The following is a 24,222-nucleotide window of genomic DNA, read 5'->3' on the forward strand; positions in this document are numbered from 1 at the left end:
TCAGTCCTGTCCGTTCGTGCTGGTGGTGGTGTGCTTGAGGTGGTCGAGCCGCTCGGAGAGGAAGGCCCATGCCTGCCAGAAGTCGTCGAGCTGCTCCTGCCCGCGGGCGTTCAGCGTGAACACCTTGCGGGGCGGGCCCTTCTCCGAGGGGACCTTCTCGACGTCTACGAGGCCGCGCTGCTCGATGCGGACGAGCAGGGCGTAGACGGTGCCCTCGGCGATGTCGGTGAAGCCCTGCTCCCGGAGCGAGGCCGTGATCTCGTACCCGTGGGCCGGTCGGCCGACGAGTACGGCGAGGACGATCCCCTCGAGGATGCCCTTGAGCATCTCGGTCTCCTGCTTGGGCATGCGTGCCTCCTGCTGTCGATGTGGTGGCGGTCGTGGTGCCGGTCGTGCCGCCGGTCGCGGTGTCGGTACTCAGTGTCGCTGGTATTCAGCGTCGCTGACTACCAGTACATAGTATCGCTGAGTACCAGGAGCGCAAGAGTAGGTTCCGAACCGACTCGACAGGAGAATCGATGAGCAAGAACAACGAGCAGCACACCCTGGTCCGCACCCTGGCACTGGGCATCCTGAGCGGTGGCCGGAGCGCCACCCCGCTCGCCGTCATGGCGCTGAACCACGACCGTTCCTCGCTCAAGGGGTCGTGGCAGGACTGGAAGGTGTTCAGCACCCCGATCGGCCGCGGCGTGCTCGTCGCCTCCGCCGTCGGTGAGCTCATCGGGGACAAGCTGCCGGGGACCCCGAACCGGATCTCCCCCGCCGGTCTGATCGGCCGGGTCGCCTCCGGTGCGCTCGCCGGTGCCGCACTCGGGACCACGGGCAAGCGGGACCTCCGCATCGAGGGCGCGATCCTCGGCGGCGTCGGCGCCATCGTCGGCAGCTTCGTCGGCTGGGGTGCGCGCAAGCTCGTCGGTGCGACCACGAGGCTGCCTGACCCCGTGGTCGCGCTCGCCGAGGACGCCGCGACCATCGCCGGTTCCGTGAAGGTCATCACCGCCTCGTGACGGTCACGCGTCGCGCCCTCGTCACCGGGGCGAGCATCGCCGGGCTCTCAGCGGCGTACTGGTTGGACCGGACCGGCTGGGACGTCACCGTCCTCGAGCGCTCGGCGGCGTTCCGCACCGGCGGCCAGAACGTCGACGTGCGCGGGGTCGCCCGCGAGGTCCTCGACCGCATGGGCCTGACCGAAGCCGTCCGTGCCGCCAACACGGGCGAGACCGGCACGGTGATCGTCGACGAGCAGGGCAAGACCATCGTCCGCCTGCCCGACGACGACTCCGGTGAGGGCGCGACTGCGGAGCTCGAGGTCCTGCGCGGCGACTTCGCGGACGCGATCCGTCAGGCGTTGCCGGATCGCGTGCGGCTCGTCTTCGACGACGCGGTCGCCGCGGTGGACGAGGACGGCTCGGACGGACGACCCGTCACGGTCCGCACCCGGGACGGTGCGACGCTCCAGGCCGACCTCCTCGTCATCGCCGAAGGGGTGCGGTCGACCACCCGCGACCTGCTCTTCACCTTCGAACCCCGACGGCTCGGCGTCACCATGGAGTTCGGGACGATCCCCCGGATCCCGTCGGACGACGACACCTGGCGCTGGTACAACGCGGTCGAGGGCCGACAAGTGCACCTCCGGCCGGACAACCACGGCACGACCAGAGCGATGCTTGCGTACACCAACGACGACGGCGAGGTTCCGGACCGGCATGAACGCTACGCCGGCGCCGGCTGGCAGACCGACCGTGTGCTGGATGGCTTCGAGCACTCGGACGACGTCTACGTCGACGACCTCACGCAAATCCACGCGCCGACCTGGCACCGGGGATCCGTGGTGCTCCTCGGCGACGCGGCCTGGTGCGTGACCCCGATGGGCGGCGGTGGGAGCTCGTTGGCGCTCACCGGCGGGTACGTCCTGGCCGCGTCCCTCGCCTCGGAGACCGACACCGCACGCGCGTTCGACGCCTTCGACGCGTGGATGCGGCCGCTCGTCGACCGGATCCAGACCATGCCGTCGGGCGTCAAGCACTTCGCCTACCCGCAGACGAAGCTGGGTCTCGCGGCGCAGCGCGCCGCGCACCACGTCCTGACCTCGCGTCCGGTGGCGCCCCTGATGACGCGACTCACGCACACGGCTGATTCGGACCGGCCGCTCCCGGCCCTGCAGTCGACCCGCTGACGGACGGGAGGCGCTGTGCGGGCCCGCCCCGTTCCTCCCGACCCGCAGGGTGGGTGCGACAGGGCCTGTCCCGCCCAGCCTGATCGGCCTAGCGTGACCGGCATGCGCATCGTCGTCATCGGAGCCACCGGCCACATCGGCACGTTCCTCGTCCCCCGACTCGTCCGTGCCGGGCACGAGGTCGTCGCCGTGAGCCGCGGGACCCGCTCCGCCTACGCCGACTCCCCCGAGTGGGCGCAGGTCGAGCGGGTCACCGCGGACCGCGAGCAGGAGGACCGCGACGGCACGTTCGGTGTCCGCATCGCCGCGCTCCACGCGGATACCGTCGTCGACCTCGTCTGTTTCACGCTGTCCTCCGCCGAGGCCCTCGTCGCCGCGCTGCGCGGGACCGGCACGCACCTGGTGCACTGCGGGTCGATCTGGCGTGCCGGGGTCTCGCGCGTCCTGCCGATCACTGAGGAGAACGCCACCGAGCCGTTCGGTGAGTACGGTACCCAGAAGGACGCCATCGCCCGGATGCTCAAGCGTGAAACCGCCGACGGTGGTGTCGTCACGACCTCGCTGCACCCCGGGCACATCAGCGGTCCGGGCTGGGCGCCGATCGGTCCGCTCGGGAACCTCGACCCGTCCGTCTGGACGCGGCTGTCGGCCGGCGAGACCCTCGAGGTGCCCGGCCTCGGCGCCGAGACCATGGCGCACGTGCACGCCGACGACGTCGCGCAGGCCTTCCAGCTCGCCGTCGAGCACCGGGAGGCCGCGGCGGGCGAGGACTTCTTCGTCACGGCCCCGACAGCGCTCACGGCGCGCGGGTACGCCCACCTCGCGGCGTCGTGGTTCGGCCAGGAGGCGCGGCTCGACTCCGTCACGTGGGACCGGTTCCGTGAGACCACGGCTCCGGAGCACGCCGGTGCGAGCTGGGAGCACCTGTCGCGCAGCCAGGTGTTCAGCACCGAGAAGCCGCGCCGCCTGCTGGGCTACGTTCCGGCGTACACGGCCGAGGCGACCGTGCTCGACGCGGTCCGCTGGCTGGTGGAGCACGGCGAGGTCGACGTCGCGCGGCCCCTCATCGCCTGACCGCGACCCAGTTGTGCTTGCGACTGTGATCAGTTGCAGCTAATATCAGTCCTGACTAATCTGCATCGCATGCGGATCGACTGGCCACGAGAGTTCGACGACCAGCTCGACCGACTCGAAGCCGACGCGACCCCGCGTGGGCAGCGTCGGCTCGAGCTCCTCACCTTCATGCTCAAACGGTTGGCGGATCTGGACGCGGTGCCCGTGCAGGACACGGCGATGATCAAGCGAGTCCGGCAGTCGAAGCAGCACGTCGTCTGGCGGGTCTCGCACCCGTACGTTGAGGGAATCGCGCTGCGGCTGATCTGCTGGTTCCCGCCGGGTGCGGATCGAGTGGTCGTCACGCTGTTCTCGGGAGACAAGGCCTCGATGGGCGACGTGTTCTACGACTCGGTGGGCATCCGGGCCGACCGATTGATCGACCGATGGGTCGACGAAGCGAAGGAAGCGTGATGGGCGAGAAGGACTTCGTACGCGGGAACGACCGCCTCGAGCGGCTGCTCCGGCGACCGGGCATGGCGGAGGCCGTCGAGGCGCTCGACGCCGAGGGCGACGAGTTGGACCGCGTCCACGCGATGAGCCTCGCGATGGTGCGGGAAGCCGGCAAGCGGACGCAGGCCGAGATCGCTCACGAACTCGGGATCAGCCAGGGCGCGGTGTCGCAGATGGAGCGTCGAGAGGACATGCTGCTCTCCACGCTCCGGAGCTACATCACCGCGACCGGCGCGCAGAACCCCCGGATCATCGTGACCGTCAACGGCCACGACGTGGAACTCGCCATCTGACCGTCAGGCGGCGGGCGCGCCCTCGTTCACCGCGGCCAGGCCGTTGAGCGTGCGGGGGTACCCGATCCAGGGCACCAGCACGGTGAGCACGTCGAGCAGGTCCGCGCGGGTGTTCCCGACCTGCAGGTTCCCAGCCACGTGCCCGCGCACCTGGCCGTCCGCCCCGCCGAGCGCGACGAGCACCGCGAACGTCAGGAGCTCCCGCGTCCGCAGGTCGAGGCCCGCGCGACCCACGGTGTCGCCGAAGCAGTTGCCGGTCAGGAACCGCTGGAAGTGCAGGGTGTCCGGCGTCGCGTTGTCGTACATCGCGTCGAGGCGCTCGGTGCCGACGACGGCGCCCTGGACCTCCCGGCCGCGCTCGAGCCGGTCCTCCGGGGTGCTCGTCGACTGACCGGGCAGGGGCAGTTCGACGCCCCGCGCGGTGAGGGCCTCGTTCACGATCCCGAGGAAGTCCGACGCGCGAGCGAACCCGACGTACGCGACCGCCTGGTACACGACCTCCTTCGCCTCGACCGGCGTGACCGGCCCGTCGAGCGCCGAGCCGAGCAGCTCCCGGAACGTCCCGTGTGCGCCGACGGCGACGACGGCGCCGAGCTGCACCACGAGTCGGTCGTGCTCACCCAGCGATGCGTGCCGCAGCGTCTCCTCGACGAAGGCAGCGGAGTACTGGGCGAACTCGGGGTCGAACTCGGTGAGGCTCATGCCTCGACGCTACGGGTGGGTCCGGGTGCGAGGGAGGTACGGTCCTCACCCCTTTCCGGCACGCCCGTCGACCTACCGTGGCAAGCGTGCCGGTCGGACCAGACCGGCACGGAGAGGACACCATGGAGTACCGCCAGCTCGGACGCACCGGCGTCGAGGTGAGCCCGCTCGCGCTGGGCACGATGATGTTCGGCCCGTGGGCGAACGCCGACGTCGACGACTCGATCCGGATCATCCACCGCGCACTCGACGCGGGCATCAACTTCGTCGACACCGCCGACGTCTACTCGGACGGCGTCTCGGAGGAGATCGTCGGCAAGGCGCTCAAGGGTCGCCGTGACGACGTCGTGCTGGCCACGAAGTTCTTCATGCCGATGGGCGAGGGACCGAACCGCTCGGGGGGATCGCGCCGCTGGATCATCCGGGAGGTCGAGGACTCCCTCCGTCGTCTCGGCACGGACCACATCGACCTGTACCAGGTGCACCGGCCCTCGCCGTCGATGGACGTCGAGGAGACCCTGGGGGCCCTGACCGACCTCGTCCGCCAGGGCAAGGTCCGGAACATCGGCTCGTCGTCGTACTCCGGCGCCGAGATCGTCGAGGCGCAGTGGGTCTCCGAGCGTCGCGGCCTCGAGCGCTTCCGCACCGAGCAGCCGCCGTACTCGATCCTCGTGCGCGGCATCGAGCAGGACGTGCTCCCCACCGCCCAGCGGTACGGCATGGGCACCCTCGTGTACAGCCCGCTCGCCGGCGGCTGGCTGAGCGGGCGGTGGCGCAAGGACGCCCCGGGCACCCCGACCGCGAAGCACCGTCCGGCCGCCCGGTTCGACATGTCGACACCCGCGAACCAGCGGAAGCTCGACGTCGTCGAGGAGCTCGCACTGCTCGCCGAGTCGCAGGACATGTCGCTCATCGAGCTGGCACTGGCGTGGGCGATCACCCACCCCGGCGTCACGAGCGCGATCATCGGTCCCCGCACGATGGAGCAGTTGGACTCCCAGCTGCCGGCTGCCGACCGGGTCCTGAGTGCCGAGGTGCTCGACCGCATCGACGAGGTCGTCGCCCCCGGCGTGACGATCAACCCCGATGACGACAGCTACGGTCAGCACACGCTCCTCGCGTCGGCTCGCCGCCGCTGACACGGGACGCAACTGGAGGCACGGTGCCGGCCCGCCCCGTGCCTCCAGTCCGTGCATCGCACCATCCGCGCGTCAGTGCGCGGTGCGCACCACCAAGCCACGTCGGCGGTGGACCGCCCAGACCGTCAGCGCGAACCCGACCAGCACCGCGCCGCCCACGGTGACCGCGGTCCACCCGCCGGCGTTCCACAGGACCGAGGCGAGTGCGGACCCGATCGCTCCGCCGACGAAGTTCCCGGTGACGAACGCGGTGTTGAGGCGGCTCCGCGCTGCCGGGTCGATCGCGAAGAGCCGCGTCTGGTTGAGGACGTTCGTCGCCTGCACGCCGACGTCCAGCAACACGACGGCGACGAGGACCACCACGATCGACCGCGACCCCAGCCCGGCGACCACGAGCGAGACGAGCACGAGGGCGATCGCCGCGCCGGTCACCGGCACCGAGACCCCGCGGTCGTGGAGTCGACCGACCCGCTGCGCGGCGACCGCACCGGCGAGTCCGGCCAGACCCACGAGCCCGATCGCACTCGTCGAGTACCCGAACGGCTCCGCGCTGAGCAGGAACGTCAGCGCCGTCCAGAACATCGTGAAGACGGCGAACACCGCGGAGCTGATGACGAGGGTCACGCGCACGGAGCGGTGCGCGGCGACCGCACGGAACACCGAGGCGATGAGCGCCGGGTACCGCACGCGATCGCGTCGGTCCAGCTCGGGGATCGCCCGTCGGAGCAGCACGGCGAAGACCAGGGCCGCGACGGCGGCGACCACGTAGATCGTCCGCCAGCCGAACGCGTCCGCGACGAGCCCGCTCACCGTCCGCGAGACCAGGATGCCCGTGAGGACGCCCGAGGCGATGGTCCCCACCACCCGCCCGCGGGACGCGGGATCGGCGAGGTCGCCGGCGAGCGGGATGAGGAGCTGGCCCGCGACGGTGGTGAGACCGACGAGCGCGAGTGCCACCAGGAGCACGGCGAACGACGGCGCGACGGCGGCGAAGAGCAGCGTGACCGCGGACGCGACGAGCACCCCGGGGATCAGCCGGCGCCGGTCGAGGACGTCGCCGAGCGGCACCACGAGGAGGATGCCGAGCGCGTACCCGACCTGGGTCAGCGTGACGAGCAGCCCGGCGACCGCTGCGGAGGTCCCGAGCGACGACGCGATCTCGTCGAGCAGCGGTTGTGCCCAGTACAGGTTGCCGACCGCCGCGCCCCCGGCGATCGCGAAGAGCAGGGTCCGCGCGGGCGTCATCCCCGTGCGGTCGCTCACGGACGGCGCCGGAAGAGCTCGCCGAGGTGCCACGGCCCCGGGGCCAGGCGGACGGCTGCCTCGGCGCGGATGCGGTCCTCACGGGCGTGGTCGCGTGTGAGTTCGTCGATCTCGCGTTCGGCGTGCAGGCGGAACCTGATCCGTCCGAAGAACGAGAGCGGTTCCGCCGGGCGGGCGGTGCGGATCGAGTCGGTCTCGCTCATGCGTCCTCCGCGGTGGTCACGGCAGCGGAACCCGCGGCTTCGGCGGTGGACGCCTCCGCGGCGCTCGCCGCCTCGGTCGCGGTGAGGTTGGCGAGCAGCTGCAGGCGTTCCTCGGACGGGGAGCCGGGCTCGGCGCCGTAGACGATGAGCGTCAACCCCGTGTCGGTGACCAGCTCCATCGTCTCGTAGGTGAGGTCGAGGTCGCCGACCTCCGGGTGGTGGAGCAGCTTCGTGCCGGTGCGGTGCCGCATCACGTCGTGCGCGGCCCAGCGCTGCCGGAACTCCTCGCTGCGGGTCGAGAGCTCCCCGATGAGGTCGGTGAGGCCCTTGTCGTACGGCGATCGGGCGGCCTCGGCACGGAGCACGGCGACCATGTCACCGGTCACGCCGTCCCAGTCGCGCCAGTACTCCCGGCCGCGGGGGTCGAGGAAGGCGAAGCGTGCGGTGTTCGGTGTCCCGGACGGTTTGAGGAAGAGCGGTGCGTAGAGCGCGCGGGCGAGGGCGTTGCCGGCGAGGAAGTCCGAACGGCCGTTCCGCACCCAGGCGGGTGCGGTCATCGAGTCGAGCACCCGTTGCACGTTCGGCCGGACCTTCGAAGTGGGGGTCCGCCGCCGCGTCGTCGCCGAGGCGTTCTGCGCACGGGCGAGGTCGAACAGGTGGGCGTGCTCGGCGTCGTCGAGGCGGAGGGCACGGGACAGCGACTCGAGCACGCTCTCGGACACCCCGGTGAGGTTCCCCCGCTCGAGCCGGATGTAGTAGTCGACGCTCATGCCCGCGACGAGGGCGAGCTCCTCGCGGCGGAGGCCCTTCACGCGCCGGGCGCCGCCGAAGTCGGGCAGACCGACCTGCTCCGGCGTGACGCGCTCCCGGCGGGTGCGGAGGAAGTCGCGGACTTCGTCTCTCGTGTCCATGTCCTCCACGGTACGGCGACCGGCCGCAGCGAAGGAGGGGCCGTCCGTACCTGCCAGCGGAGGTCTGGTCAGGCGAGCGGCACCGACACGATCCGGTCGTCGCCCTCGGTGGGGTCGCCGCGGCCGTCGGTGTTGTTCGTGACGAACCAGAGCGACTCCTCCGGCCCCTCCAGCACGGTCCGGATGCGGCCGAAGTCCCCCGTGAAGTACTCGGCGGACTCCGCGGGTGACGACGCCGGGATCGCCCGGACGACCTCGCCGCGCAGGTTCGCCACGAACACCGTGTCACCGATGACCGCGAGGCCGCTCGGCGACGCGTCGTCGGTGGACCACTGCTGCACTGGGTCCACGAACCCCTGGTCCTCGCCGCCCTTGCCCTCGACCTCGGGCCAGCCGTAGTCCTTGCCCTGCTCGATGACGTTCAACTCGTCCCAGGTGTCCTGCCCGAACTCGGACGCGAACATCGTGCCGTCCGCGGTCCAGCCCATGCCCTGCACGTTCCGGTGTCCCAGGCTCCACACCGGGGAGCCGGGGAACGGGTTCGCGCCGGGGACGTCGCCGTCCGGGGTGAGCCGGAGGATCTTGCCGGCGAGCGAGTCGCGGTCCTGTGCGTCCGACCCCGTGCCGGCGTCGCCGACGCTCGCGTAGAGCATGCCGTCCGGTCCGAACGCGATGCGGCCGCCGTTGTGGAAGCTGTTGGACGGCAACCCGTCGATGATCGTCGTCGCGTCGCCGAGCGCGTAGGACCCCGCGCTGCCGGTGAGGTCGTAGCGCTGGATGCGGTTGCCGTCCTCGGCGGTGGAGTACACGAACAGGTCGCCGTCGTGCATCGCCAGCCCGAGCAGTCCGCCCTCGCCCCCACCGGTGACGCCCGCGACCGTGCCCACCTCCCGTGTCTTCCCCGGCGCGGTCAGCTCGAGCACCTTCGCCGAGTCGCGTTCGCTGACCAGGGCGTCGACACCGTCGCCGGTGCGGACCACCGACCACGGGGCGTCGAGGCCGGTGGCGATGTCGGAGGTCTCACCGCCCGGCGCGAGGACCCCGGCTGCCGGGGCCGTCGGGACCGTGGACGCGGAAGCGGACGCGGTGCCCCGCAGCGTCCGTGCCCCGTCGTCCGTGCACGCCGTCAGCACGAGTGCGGTGACGGCGGCCGCTCCGAGGGCCGCCCAGGTGCGGTGTGGTCGAAGGATCGTGTGCACGGTGTTCCTCCCGGTTCGTGCGTCGATCACACTCGGCGCGCTCGGGAATCCGCTGGGTGGCCCTGTCCGCACCCCTCTCCGGTGCGCTGCGCGGCCTACCGTCGGGTCCGAGCACGAGCAGGACGCCGTCACAACCGGAAGGACCACGCCATGACCACCATCGCCATCGTCGGAGCCGGCAAGGGCCTCGGCCTCGCCGTCGCCGAACGCTTCGGCCGCGAGGGCTTCTCGATCGCCCTCGTCTCCCGCAACCAGGGCCGCCTCGACGGCCTCGCCGCATCGCTGCGGGAGCAGGGCATCACCGCTGCCGGGTTCGCCGCGAACGTCCGGGACGGCGACTCGCTCCGCGGCGCGCTCGAGCGTGCCACCGAGCAGCTCGGCCCGATCGAGGTGCTGCAGTACAGCCCGCTGCCCGCGAAGGAGTACATGCGTCCGGTGCTCGAGACCACGGCGGAGGACCTGGTCGGCCCGATCGAGTTCTCGGTCTACGGCTCGGTCAACGCGGTGCGCCAGGTCCTGCCGGGCATGCGTGCGATCGGCCGCGGCACGATCCTGTTCGTGAACGGCGGCAGTGCCGTCCGCCCGGGCGCGCGGGTCACCGGCACGTCCGTCGCCTTCGCGGGCGAGAGCGCCTACGCGCAGCTGCTGCACGACGCGGTCCGCGACGAACAGGTGCACGTCGGGCAGCTCATCATCCCGTTCGGGATCGACGACGGGCAGCCGGACCACTCCGGCGAGTCGATCGCGGACCGCCTGTGGGCGATCCACACCGAGCGCGGCGACTTCCGCACGTACGCGGAGCCGCTTCCCGAGTGACGGCCTGGAGGCGCGTGGGGACCCGCCACGCGCCTCCCGTCCGCCACGGGGAACCCGGTTGTGATGGGCCGTCCGACGTAGTCCTCCGTCCTGACTCTGCCGCGCCGAGGTCGGACTCGTAGCGTCGCGACGTGGACCCCGACGCCTTCGACGCAGCGGCCGGCACGGCGCTGCTCCTGCTGATGCCCGCCGCAGTGCTCTTCGCCGCCGCGGCCCTCAGGCGCCTCGGTGTCCCGAGGTGGTCGTGGGCGCTCTTCCTGCTCGGCATCGGCGGTGTGCTCGTGCTGCTGCACCTGGACGGGCACACGCGGTACGAGCTCGACGGCCCGTACCCCGACACGATCGTCGGGTGGGGGTTCGGTCAGTTCGTCGGCTTCGAGTTCGGTCGGATCGGTGTCGCCGTCAACGCCGTCGCTGCGGCCGTCTGGATCGCAACCCGCAGGACGGGTTACCACGAGCGGCTCCCCGAGCGTGAGACCGGTCTGCTCGTCGCGGCCTACGGCATGATGGCGGTCGCGACCGCGCTCCCGGCGACCTGGTGGGCCGTCGGGCTCGGTGTCCTCCCGCTGTTCGTCGAACTCCCCGTCGTGCTGGCGGGTGCGGCGTTCCTGACCGCCTCGCTGACGCTGCGGTGGCGACGACACCGGGGGATCCCCGAGGACGAGCTCCCGTCGATCATGACCACTTGGCCGGCGGACGCCGTCGTCGCGGTCGCGCTGTCGGGCGCGCTCGCGACCGGTCCACTCTTCGCGGGCAGCGGCCTGCCGGATGCGTCGCTGCTGTCCCGACCCGGGTCTGCGACGTCGTCCGCCCCGGCGCGGACGCCGGAGCCCGAGTGGCCCGGCCCGACGCCGGTGACCTCGACGGAACTCGCCGCCGCCGCGGTCGAGGACGGCACCCGCACACTGCTCGACGACACGATCCGCTGGGCCGGTCCGCTCGACGACCTGTCCTCGCCGACCCCGGCGCGAGCGGCGTCGCCACCCGTGGTCCTGACGGAGGAACGGTGCGACGGCGAGGGGCGGCGGTGGACCGGGACGCTCGTGCTGCCGACCGTGCGGCCGCAGGACCTCGCTCCGCGCGTGCTGGCCGGTTGGGAGTCGGCGGGCTACGCCACGGTCGACCGTGCCATGGGGACCGACCTCGTCATGCCGCTCCGGGCCGATGCCGCCGTCGAGCGGATGCGACTCGGCGGGGGGCCCGACGGTGTGCACGTCGCCGTCGAGTCGTTCTGCGTCGGCGGCTGAGGCCGACCCGTCGGGCCCGACCCCGGTCAGCGGACCCGGGGTACGTCGGCGGTGAGCGTGTCCCAGTGCCGGTGGCGTGCCTCCAGGGCGGTGCGCTGCTCGAAGGCGAGGCGTGCTGTCGTGCGGTCGGGGGCCGTGCCGGGCCCGGACCGGAACTCGACCCGGGCGGCACGCGACTCGCTCCAGCGGAGCAGTGCCGTGCCGATGCGGTGGGCGGCCCGTTCGAGCGGGCCGACGTCGGTGAGGTGGAGTGCTGCGCTCATGATCCTTGCTCTTCGTCGTCGAGGACGGGCAGTGCTGCGAGGCGGAGGAAGACACGTTCGGTGCCCTCGACCGTGGTGTCGTCGAGCACGTGCCGGGTACGGAATGTGTCGATGAGGGCGTGGATGCCGTCGGTGAGTTCGACGACCTCGTCCGGGGTGAGCCGCATGATCGCGGTGGAGAACTCGCTCGCATCGCGCCAGGCGGGGTCGAGCGTCTCCTGGTCGCGCGCGAGGAACTCGCGGATCAGCTGCTCGGAGAACTCGTTCGACCCGTTCGCCAGCAACCTCGCGGCGGCGATGCCCGCGGGCGACTGCGGACCGGTCGTGCCGCCGGAGTGCACGGCGACGGGGACCCGGCGCCACCAGCGCTCACGGCCGTTGCCGCGGCCCTCGACCTCCTCGATGAAGCCGTGCTTCTCGAGCTGGCGGAGGTGGTAACTGGTCGAGCCGGTTGACTCCCCGACCCGTTCGGCGAGGGTGGTGGCCGTCGCCGGACCGTGCGCGGCGAGCTCGTTGAAGAGCTCGGTGCGCAGTGGATGGTTGAGCGCCTTCATCGACGGGAGGTCGAGGACGCGTGCTTCGGGGGCCATGCCTCGAGAGTACGACTGCAAAGAACTCTTTGCAAGTACTTCTTTGCAGCAGGTTCTTTGCAGTCGGTGACGGTCAGTCTCGGCGTGCGGCCGCCGTGATCGCCGAGGCCATCTCCCGTGCGATCCCGACGTTGGTCGCCGCCGTCCCGTGGATGCCGTCCGGCGAGGAACCGCGCACCCAGGCGCCGTCCGCCTGCCGGAACGCCGTGAACGGATCGACGTACGACCAGCCGTGCTCGATCGCGTCCCGCTCGAGTGCCCGGCTCAGGACGAGCTGCCCGGCGCGGCGATCGGCACCCCAGTGGCTGCTCGTCCAGTCCGACGGCGGCCCGGCGACGACCAGGACGTGCTGTGCGCCGACCTTCCGCACGACGGCGTCGACGTTCGCGATCGTGGTCGCCGTCGGGACCGCCTGGTTGACGTCGTTCGTTCCGAGTTCGACCACCAGGACGTCCGCCGTCGGCACCGGGCCGATCTCGTGGAGCACCTGGTCCGCCCGGTAGCCACTGTGCGCGTACCCGCCGACGGCGTGCAGGCGCGCGTCGGACTCGATGACGTGCAACCAGGAGTCGGGCCGGGCCGTGATCGAGTCGCCGGCGTACGCGAAGGTGACGGCGCCGGAGCGGCCGCGGTCGCCGAGGGCACCCGTCACGACCTGCTCGCGTACCGGGATGCTGGTGTCCGCCCGCTCCACCGGTGCCAGGGTGACGCGGGCGCCGGGGACGGACAGGCCCGCGGTCGCGTTCTCGGCGGTGGCCGACCGTGCGGTGCCGAAGACGGCGGAGCCGACGACGAAGGAGCCACCAGCGACGAGGCAGGCGGCGGTGACGATGCTCGCGATCAGGGCGAGCCGACGGGTGCGGGACACGACATCAGGTATCCCCCGGATCGGCGCTCGGTACCAGTCCCCAGACCTGGGGAACCACGGCGTTCGCTGTGGGTCCTCGCGGCCGCTCCCAGTTTCGCCCACGCCCTAGGCTGGTGCGGATGTCCAGCGTCCTCCTCACCGTCCACGTGGTGGCGGCGCTCCTCACCCTGGGGCCGGTCGCGGTCGCCGGCAGCCTGTTCCCGAAGCCGGCTCGTGCGCTCGTCACCGACGCCGCCGACCAGGGGGCGCGGGCGGTCGCGACGGTCCTCCACCGGATCTGCCACGTCTACTCGATCGTGTCGCTCGCGGTCCCGACGTTCGGTGTGGCGCTGGCGTACGAGCTGGACTCCCTCGGCGATGTCTGGCTGCTCGTGTCGATCGGACTCACGGCGGTGGCGGCCGCGATCCTGGCGTTCGGGGTGCTGCCGGAGCAGCGCGAGGTGCTCCGGGGCAACGGCACGGCCGCGTCACCGCGTCGACTCGCGCTCCTCGTCGGTCTGTTCAACCTCGTGTGGGTGGCGGTCGCCGTCCTCATGGTCGTGCAGCCCGGCGCCCGTTCCTGACGGGGCCGAGATCCCGCCGGACCGGAGGCGCGTGGCGGCGCCGCCCCGTGCCTCCAGTCCGGTGTGGGGCCGCGTCAGAGTGCGCGACGCACCGCGACCCGTCGGCTGCGGCCCGCCGTCAGCCACGTCCCCACCGTCACCAGCAGGGGCAGGCCGACGGCGAGCAACGCGAGGAACGGCCAGTCCGCGACGAACGGCATGTGCGACGTCCCGACCGGACCCGCCGTGAAGCGCAGCGTGAGCGCCCGGATCGGCAGCAGCCCGAGCAGGGTGCCGATCACCGCGCCGACCGTGGTGAGGATCGCCGCCTGCCAGGCCGACACCCGACGCCGGAGGACCGGGGCCGCACCGACCGAGTCGAGCACCTCGTCGTCACGGCGCCCGTCCGAGCGTGCGAGTCCGATGGCGACCGCCGTCGCGCCGATCGTCACGGCAGCGGCGAGTGCGAGCACGAGCGCCTTCACCACGCCCTGCGCGTCCACCGGACCGGTCTCGTACATGAACGTCGGGCCACCCCACCGATCGCGGTCGAGGCCGCCCTGGCTCTGCCACGCGGAGGACAGTTCGTCCCACTGCGTCGGGGTGAGCTCGGTCGGCTGCGTCGTCACGAGCATCCCGTCGACGGCGGGCACGCGGTACCGCTCGGCGGTCTGGCGGGTCATGAAGACGCCGACCTGGATCCGCGGCGACTGCACGTCGAGCACGGCGGGGATCGTCGTCGTGGCGTCCGGTCGCTCCCCCGACGTCGTCGTCATGCTGTCCCAGGTCTGGTCGTGGAACGTGTCGAGCCGCACGGCGCCGTCGTGCGCGTACTCCGGCCAGAGCGACACGGCCTTGCCGGAGGCCAGCGCGTCGCGGACGCGCGCGGACGGACGGTGCCCGGTGAGCAGGGCGTAGTCGTCGACGGTGCCGGTCCAGATGTGCGGCGTCGTGCTGTCCTGCGACTGCAGGTACTGCGAGCACGACGTCGTGTCGTTCGTCCGGCAGTCCTTGCGCACCCAGTCGTGCGGCAGCGTCACCGTGGAGGGTCCCTTGCCCGCCTGCTCCTGGACGACGCCGAGCACCCGGACCCGGTCGTGGTCGAGCACGCCGGAGACGATCTTCGCCGCCCTGGCGGTGAGCGCCGCGTCGTACCCGACGGAGTTCCCCTCGTCGTCGCTCAGCGACACGGACGCCGTCGCGACGCCGACCGCCGTCCGGTACTCGTAGTCGCGGACGAACTGCGCGTGCGAGGACGCGCTCCACGTGATCGCGACCGAGGCCACGAACACGACGCTCATCACGCTCGCCAGCACCGGGACGGTCCGGACCGGGTTCCGTCGGGCATCCCGCGCAGCGAGGCGTGCCGACAGCCCGAGCCGCGTCGACAGGCGGGCGACGAGCGCGAGGAGCCACGGCGAGCACATCGCGACGCCGACCTGCACGAGGCACGGGCCGATCGCGACGCCCGCCCCCGCGACCCAGGCGTAGTCGTCGCCCTGCACCGGACGGTCGTTGAGCAGCAGGACCCCGACGCCGCACGCGAGGGTCATCACCGTGCCGACGACGATGAGCATCGGTGCCCAGACGCGTCGTCGACGCTCGGCGCGGAGGTTCACCTGCGCCGGTCGGAGGGATCCGCGCAGCGCGGCGAGCACGTTGATCCGGGTGGCGGCACGCGCGGCGACCAGCGCGGCCACGAGCCCGGCGAGCACCCCGGCCGCACCGATCGCGAGCAGCAGGAACCCGGGGACGTGCAGGCCCGGCCAGGTGCTGACGTTGCCGTTGTCGACCAGACGGAACGCCAGCGCGCCGATCCCGATGCCGAGCGCGACGCCGAGCACCGCCCCGGTGACACCGAGCACGAGACCCGACCCGGCCACGATCGTCCGCACGAACCGACGGTCCCCACCGACACTCGTCACGATCGCGTACGAGCGGGTGTCCGCCCGGGTCCCGACCAGGAACGCGGCCCCGGCGAGCAGGGCGACCTCGAACATCGCGAAGACCCCGAGCAGCGCCATCGCCCCGAGGTACCAGCCGAGGGACGAGTTCCGCTGCGCGGCAGGGAACCGCTCGTCCGGCGGGTCGAGGACGACGGGGCGGGACTGGACGACGATCCCGTGCGCGTTCAGCTGCCGGATCTCCGACCACGTCGGTGCGTCGGACGCCAGGTAGACCGTGACGTCGGAGACACCGCGCGCGTCCTCCCCGGTGGTCGGCGAGAGCGTGGTGCCCCACGGCAGGAAGACACCCTGCTCGCCCGGGTCGGAGCCGAGGTCGCGCATCGTCCCGGTGATGGTGAACCGCTTCGTGACCGGGTCGGTCAGGTCGACGGTGTCCCCGATCGACGCCCCCAGCCGTGTCAGGGTCGCCGGCGTCACCATGAGCTCGTCGCGGTCGGTCGGCGCGGTGCCCTCGAGCACCTGCCAGTGCCCCGCGAGCACCTTCGACCACACCGCACCCTCGACGGCCATGAGCCCGATCGGACCCTTCGGCCCGGAGAGCACGATCGACGCGGACCCGACCGGGATCGACACCGCGCCCGCCGGCACGTGGTCGAGGACGTTCGCGTAGCGGAGGTCGCCCTCGGCCTTCGACGCGGGGCTGCCCTTCGCTGCCTCGGAGTACTGCCAGGCGACCGGGTCCTGCCGCATGCCCGGCAGGTCGGGGCCCATCGCCCGCATCTGCGCGGCCGCGTGCCCGAGGTCGTACCCGAGCTGTTCGGTCGTGGTCGGCTGCGTGGACTGCACCACGACGGACACCGCGGCGAACCCGGCCGTCGGGATCCCGATCAGCGCGACGATGAGCGCCGCACGCCCGACCTTCGCGAACGCCAGTCGTCGCCCGAGCCGGAGCGCCGGCCGGAGTGCGAACGGCGTGCGGACACGGGGCTGGTCGACGTCGGCTCGGCGCCGACGCGCGCTCACGAGGCGGCCCGGTCCGTGAGCGCCATCTCGACGCCCGAGTACACCGTCTCGTCCACCACCCGGCCGTCGCGGAGGAACACGATCCGGTCCGCCCACGCCGCGTGCCGGGCGTCGTGTGTCACGAGGAGCGCCCCCGCGCCGGCGTCGACGTGTCGGCGGAGCATCCGGAGCACGACCTCGCCGGTCTGCGAGTCCAGGGCACCCGTCGGCTCGTCGGCGAGGACCAGCCGGCGCTCGCCGACGACCCCGCGGGCGATCGCCACGCGCTGCTGCTGCCCGCCGGACAGGTCGTCCGGGAAGGCGTCGGAACGGTGACCGAGCTCGACGTTGTCGAGCGCGAGTTCTGCGGCTCGCCGTGCCTGCGAGGCTTTCCACCCGTCGAGTTCGAGCGGCAGGGCCACGTTCTCGACGGCGGTGAGCGACGGGATGAGGTTGAAGTCCTGGAACACGAACCCGACCAGGCGTCGGCGGAGCGCGGCGAGGTCCTTCGCGGGACGGTCCGACACGAAGTCCCCGTCGATCACCACCTCACCGCTGGTCGGTGGGAGCAGGGTACCGGCGCACGCGAGCAGCGTGGACTTGCCGGAGCCCGACGTACCCATCACCGCGACCATCTCGCCGCGGCGGATCTGCAGGTCGATGCCGGCGAGGGCGGTGACGGCCTTCGCGCCGGAGCCGTACTGCACGCTCACGGCGTCGAGCTCGAGGAGCGGCGCGGCGGTCACCGGGCGCTCCGGACGGTCGCGTCGGACGCCGGTGCGTCGACCGGAGCGGGATGCTCGTTCGGCCGGTACCGGGCGACGCTCGACTCCACGTGGTCGAGCCAGCGCACCTCGGCTTCCGCCTGGAACAGCATCGACTCGAGGACGAGCGACCACGCGAGGTCCTCCGCCGGGTCCGTGCCCCGCTTCAGCCGGGTGAGGTCCTGCAGGTTCCGCACGGCCGCCGCGCGCTGCACCTGCACGAGGTGCGTGACGTCGACGCCGGGCACGGTGACCGCGAGGGCGAACTTGATCGCGAGCTCGTCGCGTCCGCGCTTGGCCGGGACCGGTTCGCTGAACCAGCGCGCCACTGCCTCGCGACCCGCGTCGGTCGCCGTGTAGACGACGTGTCCGTCGTCGTCGGCGTCGCCGCGGGCCACGAGGCCGTCCCGTTCCAGACGGTCGAGCGTCGTGTAGACCTGGCCGATGTTCAGCGGCCAGCTGCCCCCGGTCCGGTGCTCGAACTCCCCCCGGAGCTGGTACCCGTAGCCGGGTCCCCCCACCAGCAGCGCGAGTACGCCCATCCGTACGCTCATGACGATCCCCCCAGTTTCCGTCCACCGTGGACATACTGAGTATGCACATACCCGGTATGCCGACGCAAGCCAGCGTCCTGAAAACGGACAGCAGACGGACTGGAGGCGCGGTGCCAGCCGACACCGCGCCTCCAGTCCGTCTCGTGGTCGCGTCAGCGACCCAGCTTCGACAGCTCCTCGAACTCGTCGTCGGTCAGCTCGATGGTCGCGCCCTGCAGGTTGTCCTCCAGGTGCGAGACGCTCGACGTGCCCGGGATCGGCAGCACGACGGGCGAGCGCTTGAGCAGCCAGGCGAGCGCGAGCTGCGCCGGCGACGCACCCTTCCGCGACGCGATCTCGGTGAGCGGGGAGTCCTCGCCGGTCAGCCCGCCGGTCGCGAGCGGGAACCACGGGATGAACGCGATGCCCTGCTCGGTCGACCAGTCGAGGAGCTCCTCGGCGTCGCGCTTCTGCAGGTTGTACAGGTTCTGCACGGAGACGATCGTCGCGATCTCCTGGGCCACCTTGACGTCGTCGACCGACACCTCGGACAGGCCGATGTGCCGGATCTTGCCCTCGTCCTGCAGCTTCTTGAGTTCGCCGACCTGGTCCTCGAGCGGGACCTTCGGGTCGATGCGGTGGAGCTGGAACAGATCGATGCGCTCGAGGCCCAGGCGGCGGAGGCTCATCTCGGCCTCCTGGCGCAGGTACTCCGGGCGGCCGACCGGCGGCCACTCGTTCGGGCCGGTGCGCGTCAGCCCCGCCTTCGTCGCGATGACGACGTCGTCGCCGTACGGGTGCAGCGCCTCGTGGAGCAGGTCCTCGGCGACGTAGGGGCCGTACGAATCGGCGGTGTCGAAGAAGTCCACGCCGAGCTCGACCGCGCGCTTGAGGACCCGCACGGCCTCGTCGTGGTCCTTCGGCGGCCCCCAGACCCCGGGGCCGGTGAGCTGCATGGTGCCGTAGCCGAGGCGGTGGACCTCGAGGTCGCCCCCGATGCGGAAGGTGCCGGAGGCGGCGGCCGGACGGTTCGTGGTGTCGGTGCCAGTGGTCATGCACCCGGTGTACGCCTGAGCGTTCGACCCGTGCTGGACGGTTGTCCCCCGGGGTGCTGTCAGCGCCGGTTCGTATGCTCCTCGGGTGCCCTTCCGTTCCCCACGACGGAGTCCCGGCCGCTCGCTCGTCATCGGTGTCGTCGGGATCGTGCTGCTCGCCGGGATCGTCGTCCTCGTGTTCCCCGCCGCGCTCGGTGTCCTCGGGACCGCCGGCTCGGTCGTCGGCTCCCTGCTCCCCTGGCTCGCCCTGCTGCTCGTGCCCGTCGCCGGGGTCGCCCTCGGCACCCGGTCGAAGCGGCTCGCTGTGGGCTCCCTGGCGTTCGCCGCCGCGTGGGCGTTCGCGATCCTGCCCGGTGTGCTCACGCCGGACGCGCCGGGGTCGCCGGAGCTGACGGTCGTGACGGAGAACGTCGAGGCCGCGAACGAGGACCCGGCGGCCACGGCGCGGTCGATCGCAGCACGCACCCCGGACGTCATCGCCCTCGAGGAGCTCACGGAGTCCTCGGGCACCGCCGTCGCGGGCGTGCTCGACGAACGGTACCCGCACCACTACCGGGTCGGGTCGATCGGGGTGTGGAGTCGGACGACGCTGAGCGGCGGCGAGCCGTTGACGCTCGGCCTCGGGTGGGCGCGGGCGCTCCGCGTCACCGTGGACACCGACCTCGGCGACGTCCGGCTGTACGTCGTGCACATGGACTCGCTGCGGCTCGGCGGCGAGGACGGACGGCCGACGATGCTGGCGTCCCTCGCGACCGCGGTCCGTGACGACGACTCGGAGCGGCTCGTCGTCGCCGGGGACTTCAACGGCGGCTCGAAGGACCCGGAGATGCTCCCGCTGACCCGGATGCTCGACGAGGGCGGCGGGTTCGGGTTCACCTGGCCCGCGCAGGCGCCCGTCGTGCGGATCGACCACGTGTTCGTCCGCGGGCTCTCCACGACGTCGACCGAGGTCCTCCCGGCGAACGGCAGCGACCACCGGGGCGTGCAGGTCGGGCTCCGGGGCTGACGGCCGGTCGGCCGGTGGCTCAGGCCTTCCGCGGGTACGGGGTCTCGCCGCGCTCGAGCCCGCCGACGAGCTTCGCCAGCCGGTTCGTCCGAGCCGTCGCGCTCGGTGCCGTCATGATCCGGTGAAGCACCGCGTACCGGTTCGTGGCGTCGAGTTCGGCGAACAGCGCGGCGGCCGCGGGCGAGGCGTCGAGCGCTGCCTGCAGGTCCTCCGGCACGGTCGCCGCAGCGGCCCCGGAGTACGCGCGGTCCCACCGGCCGTCGTCCTTCGCGCGGTCGATCTCCGCCTGGCCCCGGTCCCGCATCCGTCCCTCGGCGATGAGTGTCGCGACGAGTCCGATGTTCCGCTGCGACCAGAGCGAGGCCCTCCGCCGCGGGGTGAACCGCTGCCGGAACGTGGCCTCGTCACGCCCACGCTTCTGGCCGTCGATCCAGCCGGAGCACAGGGCCTCGTCGAGTGCCTGGTCGTAGGTCAGGGTAGTCGGCTCCGTGGTGCCCTTCTTCGCGAGGACGAGCCACACCCCGTCGGGTTCGTCCTCGTGGGCGTCGAGCCAGGCGCGCCAGGCGGCGGTGTCCGGCAGCACGAGGTCGTCGATGTCCACGCGCTCATCGTAGGACGGCGGTCCGGTCCCCGGTCCGGCCGGCCCGGTCGTGCCCGGCCCGGCCGTGCCCGAGTCTCGGCGTGGGCGACACTTCTCGCGGCGCGCATCGCGAGAACTGTCGCTCACAGCGAAACTCGCGTCGCGCATGCCGAGACTCGCGTCGCGCACGGCCAGACCCCGCGCGGTCACACCCAGTGCGGCTGCGCCAGCATCCCCGTCGGGTCCGCCTGCTCCGCGATCCGGTGCAGCCGCGAGGTGTTCACGTCGAAGTAGTCCGCCGGGTCCGTGATCGCCGCGTCGCAGTAGTTCGCGTAGGCCGCGTCGCCCCACGCCGGCCGCATCGCCTTCCGGAACCCCCGCACGTACGCGTCGAACGGCGCCGGGTCCGCCTCGTCCGCGAACACCGCCGTGTACTGCACGGTCATCAGCGCCGACCGCCACGGGAACGCGGTGTCGGTCCGTCCGACGTCCGACACGACGCCGCCGAGCGCGTCGAGGGCGACCCCGCCCTCGCGGTTGCCGGCGACGTCGCCCGCCGCGGCCGCGTGCTGCACCAGGGTGTCGATCTGCGCGTCCGTCAGCTTCGTGGTGCCGATCGACGAGGTCGCCGCCTGGGAGACCCGCTGCGCCTTCCCCGCGAGCGTCGACATCGCCGCTCCGTAGGTCAGCTGCTGGGCGGTGTGCGCGAGCGGCGTGGCACCGGTCGCGCGGATGAACCCGTCGACGGAGGCGTCCGCCCCGGTCTTCGCCCCGGTCCAGACGCCCGTCACCGTGACCGTCGGGGCGGTGTGCCGCGAGCCGTTCAGGAGCTTGAGCGTCGACCACAGCTGTCGGTCCGCCGTGGGCGCCCAGTCCTGCCAGGCGCGCACCACGGCAGCGGCGGCAGACCACCGGAAGGTGATGCGGAAGAGCAGCACGGGAGGCGCGGCCTGCGTCCGGTAGGTCAGTGCGGTCACGACGCCGACGCTTCCACCCCCACCGCCCCGGCAGGCCCAGAAGAGGTCGGGTTCGGCGGTCGCCGAGACCTCGTGCACGGTGCCGTCCGGGGTGACGAGGGTCGCACCGGTCAGCTGGTCGCAGGTCAGGCCGAAGGAGCGCACGAGCACCCCGACACCGCCGCCGAGCGTCAGTCCGCCGATACCGACCGTCGGGCACGACCCGGCGCCGATGGCACGACCGGCCTTCGCGAGCGTGGCGTACACGTCCCCGAGCTGCGCACCGGGGCCGATCGTCACGGTGTCGTCGTCGTGCAGCTGGACCCGGTCGAGGTCCTGCGTGCTGATCACGAGCGACCGCGGGACGCCGGTGCCGCTCGCGCCGCCCGCCGACCACCCCGTGTAGGAGTGTCCGCCGGCTCGGAGTGCGACGGGCGTGTTCGTGTTCCGGGCGAAGGCGAGCCCGGCCTGCACGTCGGTGGCGTCGGCGGCCCGGAGGATCGCCTGCGGATCGGCGTCGTCGTACCGGGGGTTCTCGACGAGCCGTGCCGAGTCCCAGCCGTTCGACCCCGACCGCAGCAGCCGGCCGGACACCGCGGCGGCGAGGGCGTCCCACGTGTCGGGTCCGCCCGGTGTCGGGGACGCGGTCGGGGTGCGGGTCGGCCGGGATGTCGACGTCGCGCTCGGTGACGGGGACGGCGAGGGGCGACTGCACGCCGCGAGCACCCCGGCGATCCCGAGTCCGACTCCCCCGGCGAGCAGGACCCGTCGGCTGGTGGCAGGGGTGCGGTGCTCGTCGTCGCGTTCGCTCACCGGACCTGTCTACCCCGCGGAGCTGCTGATGCGGGTCGCCCCCGCCCACTCGTGCACCCACTCCGGCACCGACAGGTCCCGGTCCGTCGCGCCCGCTGCCTCGAGGAGCTCCGACGGCGGCACCCTCCCGTCGGCCTTCCGCAGGAACCGTCCCTGCACCACCGCTCGGGCGACCACGGCCCCGCGCCGGGTGAACGTCTGCTCGAGGTACACGGCGCGGTCGTCGACCCCGAGCACCCGGGTGACGAGCTCGAACCGCTGCCCGAGCGTCAACGACCGCTTGTAGGTGATCGTCTGCGCGGACACCACCGGGTACCAGCCCCGCTCCGCGATGGCGCCCCAGAACCCGGAGCGGAGCATGAGGTCGAGCCGCCCGAGGTCGAGCATCGACAGGTACTTCCCGTTGTTCACGTGGCGCAGCGGGTCGAGGTCGGTCAGGGTCACGCGGAACGGCGTGCGGACCTCGTCCCAGAGCGAGGGTCGCCGTCCGCCGATGGTGGGGCGGAGCCGGACGCGCAACTGGAGCAGGAACAGCCGGAAGTACAGGTTCACGGACCCGATCCCACCAGGGGTGACCGCCGAACGCGCGGAACCTTGGAGGAACCGCACGAAGTCGCATTCCCGGCTGACGGGTCCGGTCAGTGCCTCCCTCCAACCGAGGGACCCGGAGTAGACCTGCACCCATGCAGACACGCAAGCTCGCAGACCTCGAGGTCGCAACCGTCGGCCTCGGCACCATGGGCATGAGCGCCTTCTACACGGGCGCAGGCACCGACGACGACGAGTCGATCCGCACCATCCACCGCGCGATCGACCTCGGCGTCACCCTGTTCGACACCGCCGAGGCGTACGGCCCCTACACGAACGAGGACCTGCTCCGCCGCGCCCTCGCGGACCGTCGCGACGACGTCGTCATCGCGACGAAGTTCGGCCTCATCACCCACACCGCCGGTGAGGAGACCCCGGCCACCGGTCGCGGCATCAGCTCCGCACCCGAGTCCGTCCGAGAGGCGCTCGAGGGCTCCCTCCGTCGGCTCGGCACCGACCACATCGACCTCTACTACCAGCACCGCGTCGACCCGGCCGTCCCGATCGAGGACGTCATCGGGCAGCTCGCCGGCTTCGTGCAGGAGGGCAAGATCCGCCACATCGGTCTCTCCGAGGCGAGCGCGGCCACGATCCGGAAGGCGCACGCCGTGCACCCGATCACGGCCCTCCAGAGCGAGTACTCGCTGTGGACGCGCGACCCCGAGGGCGACGTGCTCGACACCCTCCGCGAGCTCGGCATCGGCCTCGTGCCGTACTCGCCGCTGGGCCGCGGGTTCCTGACCGGTGCCATCACGAAGCCGTCCGACCTGGACTCCGACGACTTCCGCCTGGCGAACCCGCGCTTCCAGGAGGAGGCCTTCGCCGAGAACATGCGCATCGTCGACGCCGTCAAGGACATCGCCACCGAGGCCGGCGGGACCCCCGCGCAGGTCGCCCTCGCCTGGCTGCTCGCGCAGGGCGACGACATCGTCCCGATCCCCGGCACGAAGCGGGTCTCGCGGCTCGAGGAGAACGTCGGCGCAGCCGACCTCGCCCTCACGGAGGATCAGATCACGCGCCTGTCGGCGCTGCCCGTCCCGACGGGCGACCGCTACCCCGACATGTCGACCATCGGTCGGTAGACGCGACCGGATGACGGCCTGGAGGCGCGGGGGCCGCGGGCCCCCCCCCCCCCCGCCGGGGGGGGGGGGGGTGGGGGCCCCCCCCCCGGGGCGGGTGCGGCCCACCCCCGCCCAACCGGGGCAACACCCGCCGCCGAACCTCCCGCGGGCCGGGACAT

Annotated in this window: 27 protein-coding genes; 11 read left to right on the top strand and 16 right to left on the bottom strand. The window is 72.3% G+C overall.

The window, feature by feature from the left end; translation table 11 throughout:
• Nucleotides 1-348: a PadR family transcriptional regulator gene (locus ABIC61_RS15730; RefSeq protein ID WP_097181398.1), complete on the bottom strand. Its 348-nt coding sequence runs from the start codon at nucleotides 346-348 to the stop codon at nucleotides 1-3.
• Between the two features lie 170 nt (nucleotides 349-518).
• Here ABIC61_RS15730 and ABIC61_RS15735 point away from each other — a divergent pair, with 170 nt between their 5' ends.
• The 5 genes from ABIC61_RS15735 (at nucleotide 519) to ABIC61_RS15755 (ending at nucleotide 4,035) form a co-directional block, all read left to right on the top strand.
• Nucleotides 519-1,007: a DUF4126 family protein gene (locus ABIC61_RS15735; protein ID WP_354030676.1), complete on the top strand. Its 489-nt coding sequence runs from the start codon at nucleotides 519-521 to the stop codon at nucleotides 1,005-1,007.
• Nucleotides 1,004-2,176, top strand: a complete 1,173-nt coding sequence (locus tag ABIC61_RS15740) for an FAD-dependent monooxygenase (RefSeq protein ID WP_354030677.1) — start codon at nucleotides 1,004-1,006, stop codon at nucleotides 2,174-2,176. The genes ABIC61_RS15735 and ABIC61_RS15740 overlap by 4 nt, the downstream gene beginning before the upstream one ends.
• A gap of 102 nt (nucleotides 2,177-2,278) precedes the next feature.
• Nucleotides 2,279-3,250, top strand: coding sequence for an NAD-dependent epimerase/dehydratase family protein (locus tag ABIC61_RS15745; RefSeq protein ID WP_354030678.1), 972 nt, complete (start codon nucleotides 2,279-2,281; stop codon nucleotides 3,248-3,250).
• Nucleotides 3,251-3,319: 69 nt separating this feature from the next.
• Nucleotides 3,320-3,703 carry a hypothetical protein gene (locus tag ABIC61_RS15750; RefSeq protein WP_079237529.1) on the top strand — a complete coding sequence of 128 codons (384 nt, stop codon included), beginning with the start codon at nucleotides 3,320-3,322 and terminating at the stop codon, nucleotides 3,701-3,703.
• Nucleotides 3,703-4,035: a helix-turn-helix domain-containing protein gene (locus ABIC61_RS15755; RefSeq protein ID WP_144753756.1), complete on the top strand. Its 333-nt coding sequence runs from the start codon at nucleotides 3,703-3,705 to the stop codon at nucleotides 4,033-4,035. The genes ABIC61_RS15750 and ABIC61_RS15755 overlap by 1 nt, the downstream gene beginning before the upstream one ends.
• Before the next feature lie 3 nt (nucleotides 4,036-4,038).
• Here ABIC61_RS15755 and ABIC61_RS15760 read toward each other — a convergent pair whose 3' ends face one another.
• Entirely contained in the window at nucleotides 4,039-4,737 is a 699-nt protein-coding gene (locus tag ABIC61_RS15760; protein ID WP_354030679.1) for a carboxymuconolactone decarboxylase family protein, read from the bottom strand.
• 122 nt (nucleotides 4,738-4,859) lie between these two features.
• Between ABIC61_RS15760 and ABIC61_RS15765 the strand changes: the two genes are divergently transcribed.
• Nucleotides 4,860-5,876, top strand: coding sequence for an aldo/keto reductase (locus tag ABIC61_RS15765; protein WP_354030696.1), 1,017 nt, complete (start codon nucleotides 4,860-4,862; stop codon nucleotides 5,874-5,876).
• A 72-nt stretch (nucleotides 5,877-5,948) separates the two neighbouring features.
• Here the strand turns inward: ABIC61_RS15765 and ABIC61_RS15770 are convergent, their stop codons facing one another.
• The 4 genes from ABIC61_RS15770 to ABIC61_RS15785 all read right to left on the bottom strand — a co-directional run bounded on the left by ABIC61_RS15770 (nucleotide 5,949) and on the right by ABIC61_RS15785 (nucleotide 9,452).
• Complete coding sequence (locus tag ABIC61_RS15770; protein ID WP_354030680.1) at nucleotides 5,949-7,139, bottom strand: MFS transporter; 1,191 nt, start codon at nucleotides 7,137-7,139, stop codon at nucleotides 5,949-5,951.
• Nucleotides 7,136-7,342 carry a hypothetical protein gene (locus ABIC61_RS15775; RefSeq protein WP_144753750.1) on the bottom strand — a complete coding sequence of 69 codons (207 nt, stop codon included), beginning with the start codon at nucleotides 7,340-7,342 and terminating at the stop codon, nucleotides 7,136-7,138. The genes ABIC61_RS15770 and ABIC61_RS15775 overlap by 4 nt, the downstream gene beginning before the upstream one ends.
• Nucleotides 7,339-8,253 carry a helix-turn-helix transcriptional regulator gene (locus ABIC61_RS15780; RefSeq protein WP_354030681.1) on the bottom strand — a complete coding sequence of 305 codons (915 nt, stop codon included), beginning with the start codon at nucleotides 8,251-8,253 and terminating at the stop codon, nucleotides 7,339-7,341. The genes ABIC61_RS15775 and ABIC61_RS15780 overlap by 4 nt, the downstream gene beginning before the upstream one ends.
• A gap of 68 nt (nucleotides 8,254-8,321) precedes the next feature.
• Nucleotides 8,322-9,452 carry a PQQ-dependent sugar dehydrogenase gene (locus ABIC61_RS15785; protein ID WP_354030682.1) on the bottom strand — a complete coding sequence of 377 codons (1,131 nt, stop codon included), beginning with the start codon at nucleotides 9,450-9,452 and terminating at the stop codon, nucleotides 8,322-8,324.
• 150 nt (nucleotides 9,453-9,602) lie between these two features.
• Here ABIC61_RS15785 and ABIC61_RS15790 point away from each other — a divergent pair, with 150 nt between their 5' ends.
• Both ABIC61_RS15790 and ABIC61_RS15795 read left to right on the top strand, forming a co-directional pair.
• Nucleotides 9,603-10,268, top strand: coding sequence for an SDR family NAD(P)-dependent oxidoreductase (locus ABIC61_RS15790; RefSeq protein WP_354030683.1), 666 nt, complete (start codon nucleotides 9,603-9,605; stop codon nucleotides 10,266-10,268).
• A 131-nt stretch (nucleotides 10,269-10,399) separates the two neighbouring features.
• Nucleotides 10,400-11,515, top strand: coding sequence for a hypothetical protein (locus ABIC61_RS15795; protein ID WP_354030684.1), 1,116 nt, complete (start codon nucleotides 10,400-10,402; stop codon nucleotides 11,513-11,515).
• A 26-nt stretch (nucleotides 11,516-11,541) separates the two neighbouring features.
• Here the strand turns inward: ABIC61_RS15795 and ABIC61_RS15800 are convergent, their stop codons facing one another.
• The 3 genes from ABIC61_RS15800 to ABIC61_RS15810 all read right to left on the bottom strand — a co-directional run bounded on the left by ABIC61_RS15800 (nucleotide 11,542) and on the right by ABIC61_RS15810 (nucleotide 13,236).
• Nucleotides 11,542-11,778 carry a hypothetical protein gene (locus ABIC61_RS15800; protein WP_354030685.1) on the bottom strand — a complete coding sequence of 79 codons (237 nt, stop codon included), beginning with the start codon at nucleotides 11,776-11,778 and terminating at the stop codon, nucleotides 11,542-11,544.
• On the bottom strand, nucleotides 11,775-12,368 hold the full coding sequence (locus ABIC61_RS15805) for an ArsR/SmtB family transcription factor (RefSeq protein WP_144753728.1): 594 nt from the start codon (nucleotides 12,366-12,368) through the stop codon (nucleotides 11,775-11,777). The genes ABIC61_RS15800 and ABIC61_RS15805 overlap by 4 nt, the downstream gene beginning before the upstream one ends.
• A 73-nt stretch (nucleotides 12,369-12,441) precedes the next feature.
• A complete protein-coding gene (locus tag ABIC61_RS15810) occupies nucleotides 12,442-13,236 on the bottom strand; it encodes an SGNH/GDSL hydrolase family protein (protein WP_354030686.1) in 795 nt (264 codons plus the stop codon).
• A gap of 119 nt (nucleotides 13,237-13,355) precedes the next feature.
• On the opposite strand from ABIC61_RS15810, the gene ABIC61_RS15815 reads away from it, so the two are divergent.
• Nucleotides 13,356-13,799, top strand: coding sequence for a hypothetical protein (locus tag ABIC61_RS15815; protein ID WP_354030687.1), 444 nt, complete (start codon nucleotides 13,356-13,358; stop codon nucleotides 13,797-13,799).
• A gap of 74 nt (nucleotides 13,800-13,873) precedes the next feature.
• On the opposite strand, the gene ABIC61_RS15820 is transcribed toward ABIC61_RS15815, so the two are convergent.
• From ABIC61_RS15820 to ABIC61_RS15835, 4 genes are all read right to left on the bottom strand, one after another.
• A complete protein-coding gene (locus ABIC61_RS15820; protein ID WP_354030688.1) occupies nucleotides 13,874-16,708 on the bottom strand; it encodes an ABC transporter permease in 2,835 nt (944 codons plus the stop codon).
• The gene (locus tag ABIC61_RS15825; protein WP_079237515.1) at nucleotides 16,705-17,433 is read right to left on the bottom strand and encodes an ABC transporter ATP-binding protein; all 729 of its coding nucleotides are present in this window, start codon (nucleotides 17,431-17,433) and stop codon (nucleotides 16,705-16,707) included. The genes ABIC61_RS15820 and ABIC61_RS15825 overlap by 4 nt, the downstream gene beginning before the upstream one ends.
• Nucleotides 17,430-18,005, bottom strand: coding sequence for a PadR family transcriptional regulator (locus ABIC61_RS15830; RefSeq protein ID WP_354030689.1), 576 nt, complete (start codon nucleotides 18,003-18,005; stop codon nucleotides 17,430-17,432). Before ABIC61_RS15830 ends, ABIC61_RS15825 begins: the two co-directional genes overlap by 4 nt.
• Nucleotides 18,006-18,157: 152 nt before the next feature.
• Nucleotides 18,158-19,039, bottom strand: coding sequence for an aldo/keto reductase (locus ABIC61_RS15835; RefSeq protein WP_354030690.1), 882 nt, complete (start codon nucleotides 19,037-19,039; stop codon nucleotides 18,158-18,160).
• Nucleotides 19,040-19,124: 85 nt separating this feature from the next.
• Here ABIC61_RS15835 and ABIC61_RS15840 point away from each other — a divergent pair, with 85 nt between their 5' ends.
• Nucleotides 19,125-20,045, top strand: a complete 921-nt coding sequence (locus tag ABIC61_RS15840; RefSeq protein WP_354030691.1) for an endonuclease/exonuclease/phosphatase family protein — start codon at nucleotides 19,125-19,127, stop codon at nucleotides 20,043-20,045.
• A 19-nt stretch (nucleotides 20,046-20,064) separates the two neighbouring features.
• On the opposite strand, the gene ABIC61_RS15845 is transcribed toward ABIC61_RS15840, so the two are convergent.
• From ABIC61_RS15845 to ABIC61_RS15855, 3 genes are all read right to left on the bottom strand, one after another.
• On the bottom strand, nucleotides 20,065-20,646 hold the full coding sequence (locus ABIC61_RS15845) for a YdeI/OmpD-associated family protein (RefSeq protein ID WP_354030692.1): 582 nt from the start codon (nucleotides 20,644-20,646) through the stop codon (nucleotides 20,065-20,067).
• A 185-nt stretch (nucleotides 20,647-20,831) separates the two neighbouring features.
• Nucleotides 20,832-22,394, bottom strand: coding sequence for an FAD-binding oxidoreductase (locus ABIC61_RS15850; RefSeq protein ID WP_354030693.1), 1,563 nt, complete (start codon nucleotides 22,392-22,394; stop codon nucleotides 20,832-20,834).
• Between the two features lie 9 nt (nucleotides 22,395-22,403).
• Nucleotides 22,404-22,946 (bottom strand): acyl-CoA thioesterase, encoded by a 543-nt coding sequence (locus tag ABIC61_RS15855; protein ID WP_354030694.1) that lies wholly within the window; start codon nucleotides 22,944-22,946, stop codon nucleotides 22,404-22,406.
• A gap of 131 nt (nucleotides 22,947-23,077) precedes the next feature.
• Between ABIC61_RS15855 and ABIC61_RS15860 the strand changes: the two genes are divergently transcribed.
• Nucleotides 23,078-24,064, top strand: coding sequence for an aldo/keto reductase (locus ABIC61_RS15860; RefSeq protein ID WP_354030695.1), 987 nt, complete (start codon nucleotides 23,078-23,080; stop codon nucleotides 24,062-24,064).
• Nucleotides 24,065-24,222: the final 158 nt, after the last annotated feature.

Origin of the sequence: Curtobacterium sp. 1544 (assembly GCF_040544915.1) — a bacterium.
Lineage (GTDB): Bacteria > Actinomycetota > Actinomycetes > Actinomycetales > Microbacteriaceae > Curtobacterium > Curtobacterium pusillum_C.